This window comes from Myroides gitamensis (assembly GCF_029894455.1).
GTDB lineage: Bacteria > Bacteroidota > Bacteroidia > Flavobacteriales > Flavobacteriaceae > Flavobacterium > Flavobacterium odoratum.
On record NZ_JARYHN010000001.1, the window covers coordinates 1,754,681 to 1,772,747 of the forward strand.

At 35.6% G+C, this 18,067-nt stretch carries 12 protein-coding genes; 4 read left to right on the plus strand and 8 right to left on the minus strand.

Features of this window, described 5'->3' with window-relative positions; genetic code table 11:
• Positions 1 to 298: 298 nt before the first annotated feature.
• Entirely contained in the window at positions 299 to 4,897 is a 4,599-nt protein-coding gene (locus M2306_RS07680; protein ID WP_259188344.1) for a choice-of-anchor J domain-containing protein, read from the minus strand.
• 357 nt (positions 4,898 to 5,254) lie between these two features.
• On the opposite strand from M2306_RS07680, the gene M2306_RS07685 reads away from it, so the two are divergent.
• Entirely contained in the window at positions 5,255 to 6,721 is a 1,467-nt protein-coding gene (locus M2306_RS07685; RefSeq protein ID WP_259188343.1) for an amino acid permease, read from the plus strand.
• 56 nt (positions 6,722 to 6,777) lie between these two features.
• Here M2306_RS07685 and M2306_RS07690 read toward each other — a convergent pair whose 3' ends face one another.
• A complete protein-coding gene (locus tag M2306_RS07690) occupies positions 6,778 to 7,434 on the minus strand; it encodes a MarR family winged helix-turn-helix transcriptional regulator (protein ID WP_259188341.1) in 657 nt (218 codons plus the stop codon).
• 397 nt (positions 7,435 to 7,831) lie between these two features.
• On the opposite strand from M2306_RS07690, the gene M2306_RS07695 reads away from it, so the two are divergent.
• Positions 7,832 to 10,024, plus strand: a complete 2,193-nt coding sequence (locus M2306_RS07695) for a S9 family peptidase (RefSeq protein ID WP_259188340.1) — start codon at positions 7,832 to 7,834, stop codon at positions 10,022 to 10,024.
• Between the two features lie 164 nt (positions 10,025 to 10,188).
• Here M2306_RS07695 and M2306_RS07700 read toward each other — a convergent pair whose 3' ends face one another.
• The gene (locus M2306_RS07700; RefSeq protein WP_115090034.1) at positions 10,189 to 10,722 is read right to left on the minus strand and encodes a hypothetical protein; all 534 of its coding nucleotides are present in this window, start codon (positions 10,720 to 10,722) and stop codon (positions 10,189 to 10,191) included.
• 113 nt (positions 10,723 to 10,835) lie between these two features.
• The gene (locus M2306_RS07705) at positions 10,836 to 12,380 is read right to left on the minus strand and encodes a helix-turn-helix domain-containing protein (RefSeq protein ID WP_259188339.1); all 1,545 of its coding nucleotides are present in this window, start codon (positions 12,378 to 12,380) and stop codon (positions 10,836 to 10,838) included.
• Positions 12,381 to 13,070: 690 nt separating this feature from the next.
• Here M2306_RS07705 and M2306_RS07710 point away from each other — a divergent pair.
• The gene (locus M2306_RS07710; protein ID WP_115091609.1) at positions 13,071 to 13,559 is read left to right on the plus strand and encodes a hypothetical protein; all 489 of its coding nucleotides are present in this window, start codon (positions 13,071 to 13,073) and stop codon (positions 13,557 to 13,559) included.
• Between the two features lie 36 nt (positions 13,560 to 13,595).
• On the opposite strand, the gene M2306_RS07715 is transcribed toward M2306_RS07710, so the two are convergent.
• Entirely contained in the window at positions 13,596 to 13,910 is a 315-nt protein-coding gene (locus M2306_RS07715; RefSeq protein WP_259188338.1) for a hypothetical protein, read from the minus strand.
• Positions 13,911 to 14,298: 388 nt separating this feature from the next.
• On the opposite strand from M2306_RS07715, the gene M2306_RS07720 reads away from it, so the two are divergent.
• Complete coding sequence (locus M2306_RS07720) at positions 14,299 to 14,994, plus strand: TetR/AcrR family transcriptional regulator (protein WP_115091608.1); 696 nt, start codon at positions 14,299 to 14,301, stop codon at positions 14,992 to 14,994.
• A gap of 51 nt (positions 14,995 to 15,045) precedes the next feature.
• Here the strand turns inward: M2306_RS07720 and M2306_RS07725 are convergent, their stop codons facing one another.
• The 3 genes from M2306_RS07725 to M2306_RS07735 all read right to left on the minus strand — a co-directional run bounded on the left by M2306_RS07725 (position 15,046) and on the right by M2306_RS07735 (position 18,059).
• Entirely contained in the window at positions 15,046 to 15,687 is a 642-nt protein-coding gene (locus M2306_RS07725) for an HdeD family acid-resistance protein (protein WP_259188335.1), read from the minus strand.
• A 120-nt stretch (positions 15,688 to 15,807) separates the two neighbouring features.
• Positions 15,808 to 17,373, minus strand: coding sequence for a phosphoethanolamine transferase (locus M2306_RS07730; RefSeq protein WP_498882804.1), 1,566 nt, complete (start codon positions 17,371 to 17,373; stop codon positions 15,808 to 15,810).
• 194 nt (positions 17,374 to 17,567) lie between these two features.
• Positions 17,568 to 18,059: a DUF4199 domain-containing protein gene (locus M2306_RS07735; RefSeq protein WP_259188332.1), complete on the minus strand. Its 492-nt coding sequence runs from the start codon at positions 18,057 to 18,059 to the stop codon at positions 17,568 to 17,570.
• Between the last annotated feature and the right edge of the window lie 8 nt (positions 18,060 to 18,067).

The following is an 18,067-nucleotide window of genomic DNA, read 5'->3' on the forward strand; positions in this document are numbered from 1 at the left end:
CTAAGAAAATATTATTATTAACATAAAAATAACAGATTAAGTAAATTTAATTTCGCTTTGATCTGTTTTTAATGACCTTTTAATGTTATTCTAATTTGTATAAAAAATAGAGTGCCCTGGGGTACTGAAAAACATTTTTACGTAAATTTTGGTGTAAATGGCAGTAGATAAACAAAAAAAGCCAATCCTATTTCAAGGATTGGCTTTTTCATTTCAGCATATCTGTTGTCAACAGTTAACCGTTAATCTCAACCCTTAACTCTCAACCCTTAACTCTTAACTCTTAACTGTTAACTCCTTAATAATTCAACTGTACCCAGCCTGTTTTTAATTTACCATGGGATACAATCACATAATAGTACGTACCAGAAGGTAATTTATTTCCTGATTTATCTTGTCCCATCCATTCATTTTTATACCCTAAACCATGGCTATATACCTCTACTCCATTTCGATTAAACACTTGTATTTTGGCTACGCCATACTCCGTTAAATCGAAAGAGTCATTGATGCCATCTCTATTTGGCGAGAAGCCTTTAGGTAAAGGACAATCTTCAAAATCAATGGTAAAGCTACTCTCATCGTAACAGTACACTGTTTTATTTCCGTTTCGTGTTACAACATAAATAGTCATTGGTACGATAACCTCATAACCTTCAAAAAGCTCTATTCCAGTTTCTCCTTCCCCGGTGTAATATTTGCTATCCGCAGGAAGTTCTGGTAGGGTAAACACCTCACATGTAAGCACCTTGCTTTCCAATACCGGAGCAAACACCTCTGGTAAAATCTCTATTTTAAAATTCGATTCCCCATAACATTGCTTCTCGTCTTCGTGATAGACATAAAGGGTGTTGATTCCTACCACATCATATCGATCCCCTGCATTGTATCGAGTTCCCGCTCCATACGGTGCTGTGTAATACGCTTCTCCTTCGGCTAATGCTGGGAGTATTGTCTCCTTACAAACGAAAATATCTTTTATTTTCGTTGCTCCTAGCTGTGTATTAATTCCCAATTTAAAACTTACTGTTTTAGAACATTCCGTAATGTTGTTGGTAACCTTCATAAAGATGGTTTCTGCCAATGGATCCGTAGTTGTATGTAGCGTTTCCAACTGATTTTCTCCATTTTCAGCCTCTGCTTCTGTGGCATAATATTCAATCGTAAAGTCATCTACATTTAACTGTTGCAGTACATTTGGAATATTTTCATCCAAATTATACGTATACGTACTACCTGGTTTTTTCGCACAATCAAATACTGTTTTTGGTGTTCCTAGAATCATTGGTTCTTTCAAAAACTTAAAGCTTTTTTCGATGACCATCTCTTCACCATTACAGTGTTCATACTTAATTCTACCCGTATACGTTGTAGACTCTTCAATCGTTACGGTAATATCTGTATCTGTAGTAAGTACCTCACCATCTTTCAACCATTCAAAACTCGCGATTGACTCACCATCTGGTGTAAAACGCCAAGCTTCATTTTGTGCCGTCCAATCACCTGTATTTCTATCTGCTGGAAAGTGAGCTAAAGTACCGTCTTGGTTTTGCATCCCTATTAAACCATTACCTTCATTCCAGTCCTCACATGGTATTCTATTTTTCACATACACCTCTACAATATTTGTTCCTTCATATAATACAACCTGGGTAGTTGCAGTGCTTCCTTCAATATCATCTTCATCATATCCACAACTAAACATACCCATTTGATAAATATTAAACACCAAGGCACGACATGGATATGAACCCAGAATCTGATAATTTACTGAATAATTATCTGGTGATTCTTCAGGATTAGTATCTTGTAAAACACCAAATATTGCATTGGCAAACGGAGGATCTCCAAAATCTCCTACAAAAGGAATAGGATCAAAAAATTCCCATCCACCTCGAGTACCTGGTTCATATAAACCTCCTGGAACAACTCCCTCAATACTAAATGTAATTGCCCCATTGGCGGAAATTAAGACTTTGTTGTAACTATTACCATAAAAACAAAAATCGAATCCTAAATCAATGATGTCCGACCAATCGTCATCCAGAGTCAAATTTACAGCATCTCCTCCGAAAAATGGGAATGGTGGCGCATAGTCAATCGCTTCAACTGTATAATCTGTTGTTGCTTTGATATCGTAATAGTTTGCTTTTAAATCTAATGTATACGGATCATCGGAACAGATGATATAATCTCCATCTGCCGAAATATTTAATTCAATATCATCTAAAGTAATTCCTGCACATCCAGGAGGATGAAAGATAGAATAATCTTTAGGTCCTGTCCACCAACCTTTTTCCGTATCCGAACAAATAGGACGAACGAACACCTTATAGAACGTCTCTTCCGGCACATCTTCTACGATATAAGAAGGATCACCTTCTACTATAATCCCTGTATCCGATTCCGTTGGATACGGCTCTCCATTTTCGATAATAAAAACCTCCCATTTGGTTTGTCCTGGTCCAGGAATCCACGTTATTTCAAAATTATTTGTATTTTCAATTAACAAGGCATTCAAATCTGTCACATCTTTACATGTATAGATCTTAACTACTATGTTATCCACAGCTGCAGGTGGTTGAGTTCCTGAATATGAATTTTGTATCCATTCAAAAACAAGGCGCATATTTTGGCCTGCAAAAGCTGTCACATCGACCACATTTCGCTGAACTGTAAATTGATTTGCATTGACAAACAAGGTAGTTGGGTCAATCTCTATGCGATTAGCAGCTGGGGTGATTGGTGTATCTGCTGTTGGTGTAAATGAGGCTGGCACCATCCAAACCTTCATGAAATCATTCGGTTCATCATCCCATCTAGCATCAAAGTCACCCATTGCTCGCCATACAAAAGAAATATCGAGCTGCTGTGTATTTGCAGGAACAATAAAGTCTTTAAATGCATGAATTACCGTTTCCTCGTCCACGTTGTAGGTATTCCTAACTCCACTGTTATTCGTTACGTACAAAGAACGGGTTCCGTAGGCACTTACTGCATTTCCAGCTACCCACTGATGAAAATTGTTTTGAGTCGTTTGAAAATAGACATCTTCTTCAAAAGACTCGTTGTACGGTAGCGCTTGAGCTGTCATATTCGGGATATTAACCGCAATAGGCCCAATCCATTTACTCTTGGTTGTTGCATCACAAGCCGTTCTCATCCACACATAGTAAAAAGAACCCGTGGTAAGATTGGCAAATGTATAGGTATTTCCAGTAGCACTATGTGTAGCTACGTCAGTATCCAAAGCTAATGGCAATGGATTTGTTCTCAATAAAAACTCGTAGTTATCTACACCAGTTGCAGGCGTCCAACCTACAGTAAAGCTTGTGCTAGTAACGGCATTTACTGTTAAGTTTTGAGGTCTACTACAAAGCACTTTACTCAAATTGACATTATCAATAGCAGCAGGAGGTTGTGTACCACCAAAAGCATCGTTTACCCATTCAAAAACCAAGCGCACTGTACTGCCTGCATAAGGCGTTCCATCAAAAAAGATCAATTCACTTTGGAAGACATTATTCCAATAATAATTAGACTGCCCAATTTGAACCACTCCATCCTCATCTTCGTCAATTTCCTCATTGGTCACCAATACATAATCAGTAGGGACCACCCAAACTTTAAAGTAATCACTAGGCCAAAACTCACTGTCTCCCATACAGAGCCAATCAAAGGTCAACTGTAATTCATTGACATCAGCATCAATAGTAAAATCTTTATACGCATGCGCAACCGTCGATTCCCAATCTTCATCCTCTGTTTCATAATGATGCGAAACCCCTTCATCATCGCTGATGTACATGGCGTGCGTTCCACCGTTATTTACAGCAGTACCAACAACCCATTTATTCACTTTATTGCCGAGGAATACAAAGTTATTTGTTCCTTCAAAATCATCTATAAAAGGCAATGCAGTCGGAACCATTTGAGTACTGAAATTCACTGGTCCAACCCAATCAGAAGACTCATCGTCTGTACATTTCGCTCGAACATATACTTCGTATGCTGTATTCGATATAAGCTGCGTTGCGTTATAAGTAGCGGCTTGTACTTCTACACCTGAAGTAGGCTCACCCGTACCAGCTATTTGTACAGCTACTTCCCACTCCTCTTCTTGGTACCCCGCCGTCCAATTGATTTGCGCGCTATCTACTGTTCGATTAGAAACCGTTATCCCGCTCGGCGTAGGACAAGCTGGAATATCTTCCACAATAACATTGTCAATATATAAACGCCATCCATCTAATCCTCCCGGTGGTACATGCCAAGCAATATTGACATTTCCTGTAAAAGGCGTGCCATTTTCATCTGCTAAATACACGATTTCTTCTCGGTACTCTATATTAGAGTATTGATTCAGTGGGACTAATTCACGTGTAAAATTAGCCGGTGCGGTTCCATTTGTTGACAGCATCACTCTAAAATCATTGGGTTCACCCTCAGACTGAACACGATAGAAATAGCGCAAGCGTTGATTACCGTTCAATTGAATGGTTGGTGAGATTAACCAATCATCATTATCTCCATCATTGTAATCGGTATACAATATCGCTACTTGATCTCCTACATAAGGATTGCTACCGTAGTTTAAATCCCAAGTATTATCATCCTCATTTCCATCTACAACCGTCCAACATTCTTTTGTTGGAGAATCGGAAGCAAAGGTTTCAACAAAGGGAAGAGTAGTGATAACGGTACAAGTAGTAGGATCTTCAAAAAATAAAGTTGATTCATCATTTCCTCCTAGTACATTTAAGATACTACTCGTTTCAAACCAATGCATTCCTCTATCCTCCATCCAAACTTTAATCTTTGGTGAGGCTAGGACAAATGCAGGTATTACTAAGAGAGCGAGTAGCACTCCCTTCAGTAATTGTTTTCTTTTTGCCATAAATTTTTTTTTACTATTACTACTATGAATGAACTAAATTAAACAAAAATTTAGTTAAAAAAACATTCTCGAAACTAAGTAATCAAAAAAATATTTGATTTAAAAAACGAAAACAAAACAAATATCGCAAAATATAAGAGAATAAGACAATCTACAGTCGTTTAAAGCCTATTTGTTTTCCTAATTTTTTAACACGTAAGTTTATTCAATTTCTCTTCCTTAGGCTGCAAAACATCGAAGAAATCAGTTATAAAAAAGAAAGAGAAGACTACAATTGCATATCTTTTTCGCATATTCTAGCAGAAAAAGTATCGTTCCCCATGATTAATAATTACATTTGTTAGAAATGAACTAAAAATGACGGAAGAACACAACAATAATTCTGGCGTACAGCGCAAACTCAAAGCTCGACACTTAATCATGATTGCCATTGGCGGTTGTATTGGAACGGGTTTATTTATGGCCAGTGGTGAAGCCATTCACCAAGCAGGACCTGGAGGTGCGGTATTAGCCTATATTGCTATTGGTGTAATGGTTTATTTTTTAATGACTTCCTTAGGTGAAATGGCTACCTATTTACCTGTTTCTGGATCATTTAGCACCTATGCTTCCCGATTTGTCGATCCTTCACTTGGGTATGCTTTGGGTTGGAATTACTGGTTCAATTGGGTTATTACTGTAGCCGTTGATGTTTCGATTGCTGCCTTGGTTATTTCGTATTGGGAACCTTTGAGCTTCCTTCCTCCTTGGGCTTGGAGTTTGTTATTCTTTGGAATTATATTAGGATTAAATACCTTATCTGTAAAAGCATACGGAGAATCCGAATATTGGTTTGCCTTTATTAAAGTTATTACAGTGATTGTCTTTTTAGGGGTTGGTTTATTGACCATTTTCGGTATTTTAGGAGGCGAATACATTGGTTTTAAGAACTTCACTATTGGAGATGCTCCTTTTATAGGGGATGGATTTTCAGGTAAGTTCCTTACTGTTTTAGGGGTATTCCTCATTGCGGGATTCTCTTTTCAAGGAACAGAACTCATTGGAATCACAGCTGGAGAGTCTGAGAATCCTGAGAAAAATATTCCCAAAGCCATCAAGCAGGTCTTTTGGCGTATCCTTATCTTTTATATCCTTTCTATTTTTGTAATTGGCTTGATTATTCCTTATACTAGTCCAGAGCTTCTAGGTGCTGATATTACCGAAGTTGCCAAATCTCCTTTCACCTTAGTTTTTGAAAAGGCACATTGGGCATTTGCTGCAGCTTTGATGAATGCGGTTATCTTAACTTCTATTCTCTCTGCGGGAAATTCAGGTATGTATGCTTCTACTCGTATGTTATATGCAATGGGAAAAGACGGAATGGCTCATCGTTCATTTGGTAGAACCAATAAAAATGGAGTTCCTATTTTATCCTTGTTAGCCACCGCTTTAGTGGTATTGCTTATTTTTATCATTCAATCGATTACACCAAAAGCCGTTGATTTTATCTTAGCAGCTTCTGGTTTAACTGGTTTTATTGCTTGGTTGGGTATTGCCATTAGTCACTACCGCTTTAGACGTGCGTATGTTACACAAGGTCACAATCCTAAACAATTGGTATACCGCGCAAAACTGTTTCCATTTGGCCCCATCTTTGCCTTTATCCTTTGTTTATGTGTGATTATTGGTCAAGATAGTAAAATGATTTTTGAAGGAATCGTCGATTGGCATGGGATCTTTATCACCTATATGGGGATTCCTTTTTTCTTATTCTTCTACTTTTATCACAAGCTGAAATACAAAACGAAGCTCATTCCACTGAAAGAAGTGGATTTGAAGCGATAGTTTATTGGTTTACGGTGGACTGTTAACCGACCACCGTAAACTAAATTAACAGTTAACTATTTCTGTTGAAAGGCAAGATGAAGCAATTCTGCTTTTATTCTGTTTTCCTTAAATACATCTTCGTGAAAATCCATCAACTTGTTTAAAAGATAAAGCGACTGTTGTTTTTCACTCGGACGTAAATCTCCCGTAATCAATGAGGAAACACGCTGAATTTCATTCATTTGATTTAGCAATTCTCGTTGTCCTATTGGGGTAATTTCTATAATTTTACTTCTTTTATCTACTTCAGAATCCTTTTGAAGTACAAATTCTAACTGAATCAAGCGGTTGATGATTTGCATCCCAGTAGCTTTCTCTTGTGTGCTTCTGCGAATTAATTCCATTTTTGTCATTTCTCCGTGTATCCACAAATTCAATAAAACAATCCAATTATCTTGGTTTGTTAGGGATCCATCCGCTAACAAGGAACGCCAATACATTTTACTGTAATTGGCCATTTTAAATAAAGCTAATGTAATTTGTTGTTCGGTTGTAAGTTTTGTAGCTGTAAGTTCTAAAGCATTGTTTGGTATAATTTCTTCTTTTGTTTCGCGAATCCACTTCTTAAATCCATCGATCGTTTGAGCATAGGTTGGCACTAACCCTCCCTCTGTTTCCTTTTCAAACTCGAAAAGAAGATGCATAAATTCAAGTAGTAATTTGTGGTTCATATTGACCTAAAACATTTAAATGGTAGCAAGCAACTTCCTCAATTGCTCAACCAAATATATCTATTTCAAAACATCAATTATTTTATTATATCTTTACCAAACAAGACACACTTAACCTCTTATTCCTAAGAGTTATTTCATTCTCTAATGAATTATACTATATTATTACTTATAAATTCGCAATTTGAGAATGTTTTGTTTTTGTAAAAAAACTGCATTTCACCTCATTTAGAAGTACAACTTCTTAAAAACAACTTTTTGGCTTCGCTGCTTACTCCTTTTTCTCTTTTATTTTCTCTTTTTTATAGAAGAAACGACAGACAAATACGACATCCTATTGGTCACAAAAGAGAAAAAACCCTACCTTAGTGCACGATAAAATTAATCACACAATAGAATGAAAAAAATACATTTACTTGCTCTAGCTATACTTTCAAGTCATGTTCTCTTTGCTCAACGCAATTTGACTATGCAAGAAGCAACCTTAGGGCAGTATACTTCTTTTGCACCTGAGAAACTTACTCAACCGAATTGGAAATCTTCTAATGCTTTGACGCATTTGAATACCAAACGAGATAGTATGTTTATCCGTACATCATCTGTACAATGGGAATCTTCTTTTTTACTTACAGCAGCAGACCTCAATCAAGCGATTAATCAATCGATCACAGAGGCTAAATTTAAAGTAGCTTCATTTCCTTCTGATATCCGTTGGAAAAGCGACGTAACGATGAATTTCTCTATTTTAGATACAGAGAGTAAATTCAGATGGTTATTGCAATACAACACACAAGATAAAAAAGTAGAGATTCTACAAAAAGTACCTGCAAAAGGCCAGGAACACCTTGTATCCAGAAACTATGATTACGTTGCTTGGTTGCAAGACAACAATATTGTAGTTAGCGATAAAAAAGGGCAACAAATAGCAGTTACTCAAGATGCTGATGCAGCTATTGTTAATGGTAGTTCTAATACACACCGCAACGAGTTTGGTATAAACAAAGGAATGTGGTGGAGTCCAAAACAAGAGCAATTATTGTACTATAGAAATGATCAATCTCAAGTAACTGATTATCCCCTGGTCCAGTGGACCCCTAGAGTAGCTGAAAATACAAACATCAAATACCCTATGGCAGGCATGGCAAATGAACGTGTTTCCTTGGTTATTTTTGATGTCTATACCCATGCTAAAGTTACCTTACAAACAGGAGATGCAGATCAATTTTTAACGATGGTTACTTGGGATCCTTCTGGAAACTATGTATACGTTGGAGTATTAAACCGCGAGCAAAATCACCTGAAAGTAAATAAGTACAATGCAGCGACAGGTGCATTTGAAGGAACGTTATTTGAAGAAAAATCGACTACCTATACTGAACCTTCTCAAGGCTTGATTTTCAATCCAGCAGATAGCAAATCATTCCTTTATTTATCTGAAAGAGGAGGCTACCGTCAACTGTATTTATATTCAACTGAGGGTAAACTCATCCAAGCCTTAGGTCATGCTTCTGTTATTGTAGAGGAAGTTCTAGGTTTTGACAAAGAAGGGAAGAATGTATACTATACTGGAATTACCAATCAAGGATTGGATAGACAGTTATTTAAAGTAAACCTTAAAAAAGCAAAAACAGAACAGCTGACTACTCGTACAGGAACACATGACATTGTATTCAATGAAGATAAAACCTTATTCGTAGATTCTTTTAACAGCATTGAAGTACCTACAACCGTTTCTATCGTACAGGCATCAAATCAAAAAGAAGTAGAGCTCTTAACGGCTAAAGATCCTTACCTAGGAGTGATTGACATGCCTAAGATGGAGTTAGTAACCCTTACTGCAGCAGATGGAAAAACACCGTTAAATGCACGCGTTATCTATCCTACTAATTTTGATGCTACGAAAACCTACCCTGTTATGGTGTATGTATACGGAGGACCACATGCGCAATTAATTACCAACACTTGGTTGGGTGGTTCATCTTTATTCTTCCAATACATGGCCCAACAAGGTTATCTTGTTTTTACGGTTGACAATAGAGGAAGTTTCAATAGAGGAAGAGATTTTGAACATGTGATTCACCGTCAATTGGGACAAAATGAAATGGCAGATCAAATGCAAGGGGTTAAATATTTACAATCCCTTCCGTATGTAGATCAAGAGAAAATTGGCGTTTACGGTTGGAGTTTTGGTGGATTCATGACTACAACCTTGTCCGTTACCCATCCTTCTATATTCAAAGTTGGTGTTGCAGGTGGGCCCGTAATGGATTGGAAAATGTACGAAATCATGTATGGAGAGCGCTACATGGATACGCCTCAAGAAAATCCTGAAGGATATGAGCGTACTAGTTTATTAAACAAAGCGACTCAATTGGACAATAAATTATTAATTATTCACGGTGCACAAGATCCTGTTGTTGTACAACAACACTCGATGCTATTCATTGAGGCTTGTATTAAAGCGAATAAGCAAGTTGATTACTTCTTGTATCCTACGCACGAACACAATGTACGTGGACTTGATCGCGTTCACTTGAATACGAAAATTGCACAATACTTCTTTGATCACTTGGCTAAGCCTAGAAATTAAAAAGCCACATTGATTCAAACAATCCAATACACCAAGCGGGTAATCTAGTTCGATTACCCGCTTGTTTCATTAAAAAAAGCCTGCATACGAATATACAGGCCTGACAAACTAAAAAAACGCATCAATTCTTACTTCAGTGAATAAGTAATTTTCTTTTTTATATTTTAAGCAAGAAACAAGTCCAAGGAATTGGCCCGTATTTCTACCATTTGATGATCGGTATACAACAAATTGAAGATCAATTCTTCATCCATCCACAAGGGAGATGCTCCTAATTGTTCCAGACGCTCTTCGATCAACTCCTCCAAACTATCTACATCTGCATAACATAAGGCATTCAGCCAGACAATATGTCCTTTGCGTTTTCCTTTGGTGATTTCTGCATATTGATTTCCCTCCTGATCTTGTGCAAAAACAAACAAGTAATCCGATAGAATACAATCTTCATTGCGTTCTATAATATCCCATACCTCATCTACTCCATCAAAAGTGTACCACTGCATAACCGTTGGTTCCTTTTTACGTTCACGTTTTCCTAAATAATTAGCCTTTTCGCTTCCACTTTGCGTTTGGATTAAAATTAATTTGCGCATTTCTTCTGAAAAGCCAAATCGACGCTGTAATGCATTGATTTCTTTGTCAACTGCAACAGTTACACCAGAATCAATGAAAAATAAATGTTTTTGGTAGTGTTCCATCGTTTTTTTTTGACTACTTAAATTTCATCAAAAAAATTGACACAAGACTACCCGAATCAATAAGATAACCTTTTGATAACTTGGACAAAATATAACGTCAAATCTGGACTAAATTAATTTTTATCCTTGATTTGCTCAATAAAAGTAGAAGGGGAAATGCCTTTAATACGTTTGAAAGTTATCGTAAAACGGCTATGAGAGGCGAATCCACACAAATCAGCTAAATAGCTAATTTTGTATTTAAGGGTTTCTGGATTCTCTTGCAACAACATGACAATATAATCAATGCGTAGTGTATTGATATAACTCGAAAAATCTTGTTGTTTATGATGTTTAATAACATAAGATAAATACCGGTGATTTACTCCTATTTGGCTAGCAAGTTTACTCAGAGAAATTTCATGCTTTAAGAATTCTTTTTTTGCTTCAAACAGCTGAATTCCTTGTAGGATTAATTCTTCTGTTTCTTTGGAAATATAACCATGATCTACGGCAGTATCCGTTGTTTTGGGAACTACTTCACTTGGTGTAACAACAGGTAAAACAACTGGAGATAAGGTAGGGTGTTGCCTTTCACTTTCTCTGCTGTATTTTCTTCTACGGTAGTAAAACAACGAAATAAAAACAAGCATACCACTTCCTATAGACAAACTATACAGTACATATTTTTTGTATGCATCCTTGGTTTCGCCTTCTTTTTCATAATAAGAGCCTACAAGGAAATCGGCAATTTTCATTTGAGCGTCCAATTGTTGTTCGATCAATTGCATGTATTTCTCATTATAGAAGACATACTGTTTATTATCTCCTATTTGCTTGGCGTGTTCTTTTAAAGAAGCTAGTACTTGTTTTTTTAATTCCAAAAAATCCGCTTGCTCCCCTACTTGTTGTGCTTTCATCAAAAGCAAAAACGATGTTTCATAATCTTGGCCAATTAAATGCGCCATACCTAAACTATTGTAAATAAAGCCTTTTAGAGGACTTTCGGGATAGGCTGAGTTCTTCAACTCTTCCAAGGCATTACTCAATATATCAATCGCCTTTGGCATATTTTTTAAGCGAATATAATTTTCTCCTATTAACTGATCTGTGCTTGCTAAATGAAAAAAACGCAATTTAGCGTCTTCTATTTTCTCAAACTCTTTTCTTCCCTCATTCAAGCATGTAATCGCATCGGTATACAATGCTGCATTCATGTGGTAATAAGCTTGTTCTTGCATCAAATTACCTTTTAAGATACTCATTTCTATAGGATTGCTAACAGCTTTACTCCAGTATTTTGCTTTGATCAACGACAACTTACCTAAAGTTTCGATACCATTTTCACGATACAAGGTCGACAAAGCCCCTTGTATTCTTGCCTGTAGATTTGGGTGTTTATATCTTGCTGCTAGGCTATCAGCTTGTTTTAGTGTTACGATTGCACGGTCTCTATTGCCGTATTGCCGCAACAAGGAGGCCCGCAACATATAAACTTCTATTTGTTCTTCGCTAGTAGTAGAGGCTTGTTCAAGCTTCATTAGATGCGATAGCGCAGTTTGTGGAGTCGATGTGGAGGACACCTTCGACATCTGCTGATACAGGCTATCGAAGGTGTTATTTTGAGCTTGGCTAGCCGTTGTAGTAATCAGAATACAAAATATTATTCTAAAGTTCATTAAAATTGCTATTTTAAAGCAAATATAACAGAAGATATTGCTTATATATTATAAATATTAGTTGATCTAGGGGTTACTATTACTTGCTTTCAGGTAGACTTAACTTCCCATAAGGGGTGAACTAAATTGAAGCAACTCAAAAAAGCCTATGTAATAAACATAGGCTTACTATCAAACACAAATATAATAATACAACAATCAAAATGGGGACCTGAGTTTATTTCAATGCAGATTTATTGCTTATCTAAATTTAGTGTTTTTCAATTCAGTATTACGTTTCGTATTTTATATAAATAAAATACTCTTTTACATTTCTTTTACAAATATTTAACTAACATTCAACAAATTAAAGAAAAGCACTTTACGAATTGCGTAAAACAGCAAATAACAACAAATTTAAAAAGCTTACTAACAAGAACTTACACCTATATAAAAATTAAAAAAAAATTCGCTCTACTACGCTTAAAATGGTTTCTTTTTAGTTAAAAATTACAAAATTTTAAAAATGGAGTAAAAAATAATAACTCCTTTTCCTTTTTATTTTTTTGCGGTAAATAAAGACACAACAAGGCATTCTACTCCTTTTTCCCTGCTATAACCTCCTATTTGCCTCACTCTTCCGTTTCAAATTCTGAGGAACGAATTAAAAAAAAGCGTATATTTAAGTACAAAACCAAAAAAAAATCTGCAATGAAAACTTCTGAATTAACCACTCAAATCCAACTTTTCTTGGATTTCAATGAGCCAATTGTGCTACAGGTGTATGCAATTATTGGCGAAAACTTAGAGCTTATTCCTTTATTTCTTACGCGAGATGAAGCCACACATTTAAGCTCATTGTACAGTAATCAACTTTCTAAATTACTCAAGAAAAATGAGCATCATTTAGATGCGTCTGACGGTTCCATCTCTGATATCTTTTTCCAGGGACAAGGATTTTTAAAGGGTGATAAAACGCTAAACAATAGTGACCTTCCTACGGTAAAATACTTGTTAATTGAGCTAAAAAAAGAGAATCAAGAAGTGCAAATGCTCAAAAAAATAACGCACAAGCAACTTATTGAAGGCCGACACCAACAGTTAATTACACCTGTACCTAAAATTAGACAACGAAATGTATTAGACTTGACCCCAAAAGTCAAGGCTATTTCCATGAACAATCACACTTTTATTGCTTAGGCAAGCAAATTAAGAGAAAAATAAGTCCCCACTCTTTTACTCTCTCATTGCATACACCGTATAGTTTTTAGTTTCGACTGAGAATAGTATCTCCAACTTATGGCGATCCAATCGAATATAATTGGTTTCATCTGCATCGATCGTTATCATTGCAGCTCCGTTTACTTTCTTCAATGTAATCTCTGGCAATGTTGGAATATCATCGCTAAAGAAAAAACTTGCTTTATTTCCCATGTTGACTACTCTAATGTGTCCTTTATCACATTGAATTAAGGTATCTTCATTTTCAAATAGTACAACCCCCGAATATTGACCGACAAAAAAATCTGTTTTGGTTATCTCTCTTTTCATGTATTTTATACTAAATATAACAAGAGATACTATACACAATCCTAGTATTACGCGTCCTATTCTAACTTTCATTTTATTTTTTATTTGATTCTTTAATTTAGAATCAAATAGTATACTAAAATTCATTTTTTATCTGTAATTTAACATTTTAATCACAAAGCTTATGAAAGCAACAAAGGGGGGCAATAATTGAATGGAAAAAACACAAAAGCTCTTGTATTATTGACGACTATTTTTACTGTATTTTCAAGTTTACTATAAAAATGAACGTAAAAATGCATTTGAATTATTTTTTTTACATTTGACAAACAAAACCATAAATAAACTTCAAAACGATTATAGCATTCAAGAATTAACTTTAGTTGATTCTCCCCTTAATTTATTGAACATGAAGAAGAACAAAAAAACAACAATACAAGACACGGATCAAGCCGCTGAACCGGTCAAAGTCAGAAAAGTATCTTCTGGACCTATCCGCGATAAAGCACGCACCATGAGCAAGATGATTGCGGCGGTAGGTAAAGTATTACAAAAAAAGGGATATACAGGACTTACTGCACCAAATATTGCTAAAGCCGCAGGTGTGGATAAGAAATTAGTATGGACCTATTTTGGAGGAATAGACAATTTAGTAGAAGAGTACATCAATCAGAAAGACTTCTTTAAAAGTACTGCGAAATCTGGTATTGACGACCTATTGCAAGATCCAGAAAAATTAACGCAAGACCACATCAATCAGCTCCTTCAAAATCAATTTGAGACCTTATTAACCAATCGCGCCCTTCAGCGTATTATTCACTGGGAAGTAGGAGAAAGCAACGAAATCTTGCGCAAAATAGCAGATAAACGAGAAGAGATTGGAGAGGAATTATTCTCAAAGACAATTCCTTATTTCGAGCATTCCGATGTAGATGTTCGCGCGCGGTTTGCTATCGTCATCAGTGGTATTTACTATTTGACTTTACACGCTAAAAACAATGGTAGTAAATTCTGTGGTATTGATATCAATACAGAGGACGGCAAACAACGCATCTCAGATATTATTCAGGAATTAATTTTTGATGCCTACGATAAAGTAAAATAAAAAGAGGATCTAGTGTAATACTAGATCCTCTTTTGTTATTTTTTTATCTTGTTATTCTTTGTCCATTGCTTTTCGAATTTCTTCGTGAACAGCTTCCCATTTCTTGGTTAGTTCATCACTGATTTTCGCTCCTCTATTCTTCAGCTTCTTAAGCTTCATACCATATAGGATACTAAATAAACCTAAAGTCATAATAGAAAAGGCGGTCCAATACACAATGGTAAATGCACCTGCTTCTAGATTTGTCATCATGAAAATAGCAAATAGTAAACCTAAAATTCCGAAGAGTACCATGGAAGAAATCCCCTTTACTCCATAGTTATTTAATTCTACAGCCATACTCAAACTACGCACAGAACGGAATAATAAAACACATCCAACGTAAATAGGTAAAACCTGTAAGGTAATAGCAGGTTTACTCAATAGAATCAAACCTAACACTACATCGACAATTCCGGAAAAGAGAATCCATCCCCAGCCATCCAACTGCTTTCTATTGCTTAAAGCGAAAGCGATTTCAGCAATTCCCGAAAAGAAGAAAAGCCAACTAAACAATAAGGCTAATGATAAATACGATGCAACCGGTGTCATCATAATGAATATTCCAGCAATAATGAATACAACTCCTAAAATTACGGGAAGATACCAATGTTTCACATTTTGCTTGATGCGATTTAAAATAATACTACTCATATGTTTATCTTTTCTTTTAAAGATACAACTTTATTGGCTTTTGTGAAAAAAAAATCAATAAATAGCTTCTAAAATAAAAACACAAATAGTATTCACATTAAATTCTCCTAAAAAACGAAATTATTCATCACTTTCTACGTCTTCATATCGAGCGACATTGAAGCTAGGAGAGAGTACTTTTAAGGCTGTATTAGGATCTTTGCGTTCCAATCCTTTCACACCCATTAAATCGCTAACAATTGTATATATGTTTGTCGTGGAGATAGGTGTTTGATCTCGGCCTGCTACTTTATATTGTTCATTCACCGAATCACTATGCCAAATAACGAAAGGTACTTCCAATCCCTTTTTAGTAAAACCATGAACGAATTTATCTTTTCGGTGTGTTTGACCATGATCAGAGACATATAATACCATACTTTTTTGGTGATCAACCTTTTTAATAATTTCATCTAATACATAATCAGTATAGAGGATACTATTGTAATAAGCATTAATTAGTGGACGATCGTCTCCTTTAAAATGCTCAAAGGTTTCAGGATATCGTTCACTTACCTTCATATGACTTCCTTTCAGGTGAATAAATACCAATCGTTTTTTACTTGAATCTTGTAGTATTTGTTCCAGCATCGGAAGTACAACCTCATCATGGGATTTCTCTTTGATGTGTTGCTTGTGTTTTGCGTCTTTCGTTATAATACTATATAAGTTTTCATAGATGCCTATTTCATCTTGATTAGACAGCCAATACGTTTCCCATTGCTTTGTACTATTTGCAAGACCGATAATATTATCATTCAAAGCTTCCAGTTTAAAATCCTTCTTTTCCACCGGAACTCCTTTTGATAACATGAAGGTTAATGACGTATTTGTAAATGAACTTGGTGCGACTGCTTGATCGTAAATCAATACATTAGCTAATCGTTTCTTTAATAAAGGTGTTGTTTCAAGAGAGGAACCATAAATTCCTAGTGCATCTTTACGCGCTGACTCTCCAAGAACTACAACAATTGTCTCTAGATCTGTATCTTCAACTGTAAATGGAGGATATACCATGTGCTGTTTTTTAATCTCAGCCAATTCTTTAATAAAACGATTGGCTTCATAAAAAGAAGCGATATTATACAGCGGAGTATTGGTTAACATATTGTATTTTGCCATCCATCCCATGGATTCACCAGTCAGTATTTTATCCTTTTGATAAAAGCTATACGATTTAAATCCGATTGGGTAAATCAGTAAAACCACAGCTAAAAGAAGTACATATTTCGTTTTTATTTTATACTGCCCCAATCGATACATTCCGTACAACAGCGCAGCATAATATAAGAATACCAATACAATTGTTAGTTTAAATGTCAGTAACGCTTCTAACGCTTCGGCCTTATTTGTTGTTAAGAAATTATAGGCCAAGGCTACATTAAAGGATTCTTTGTATAGCAGAAAACTCATAATCGTTAAGCCATTATTCCCTACAAATAACGCCAACAACAAAGCTCCTAGATATTTTCCTATTTTAGGTATATTCCAACAAGCGAGAATGATACACAATAACACTACGTTGTTTAAGAAGAGCCTAAACTCCAACATCGTATAACGTATAAAGTACAAAATATTAGGTAAGAAAACTAATAAAAATAAGCCGATGAAAAGATACAGTTCTTTTCTTTTTTTTGTCAAAGTCATAAGGTAGTGCAAATCGATTATCAGGTATTAGGCCTTTACTTTTTGAACTAAAAAAAGCAAGTATTCCTCTCCTGGTTTTGGGAAATCGGTTGCAAACTTATTTTAAAAAAACAAATTTAACAATTATTTAAACTAAATATTACTTTATTTTTAAAAAACCTAACTTTCATTTTTATTTTAGCTTCAATTTTACGTTAGTTTTTAGGTGTTCTTGTTTTAATAAAAATCATCACAATAGCAGTTGTAATTACGCCCATCATCAAAGCCATCAAAAACCCTTGTCTGGCATAATTCCCATAGTTAAAATAACTAGCTGCATCCGCTTCATTTGCATAGAAGCCTAATTCAACTGATCGTTTAATGACAGTTGGGAAAAAATCAGGTGTAATGATATAGCTTGTAATCCACTGTGTCAAAGGGCTTAGTATCGCAATAACTAAAGAAAGTACTACCCCAGACAACATTCCTTCACCATAATTCATATCCCCATCATAGAAGTTTTTTTTCTTATCCTTTAAGGCAAGAACCATAATTACAATCGCTGGAATAGCAAATAAATTTGTGAGGTATAAGTGATAATCAATATATTGGTCGTGTAATCCACTTACTTTTTCGAGGACCATCCACAGCAATCCCACAATAGAAAAAATAACGCCCCACTTTACTTCGATACTAATATTTTTCATTGGTCTAC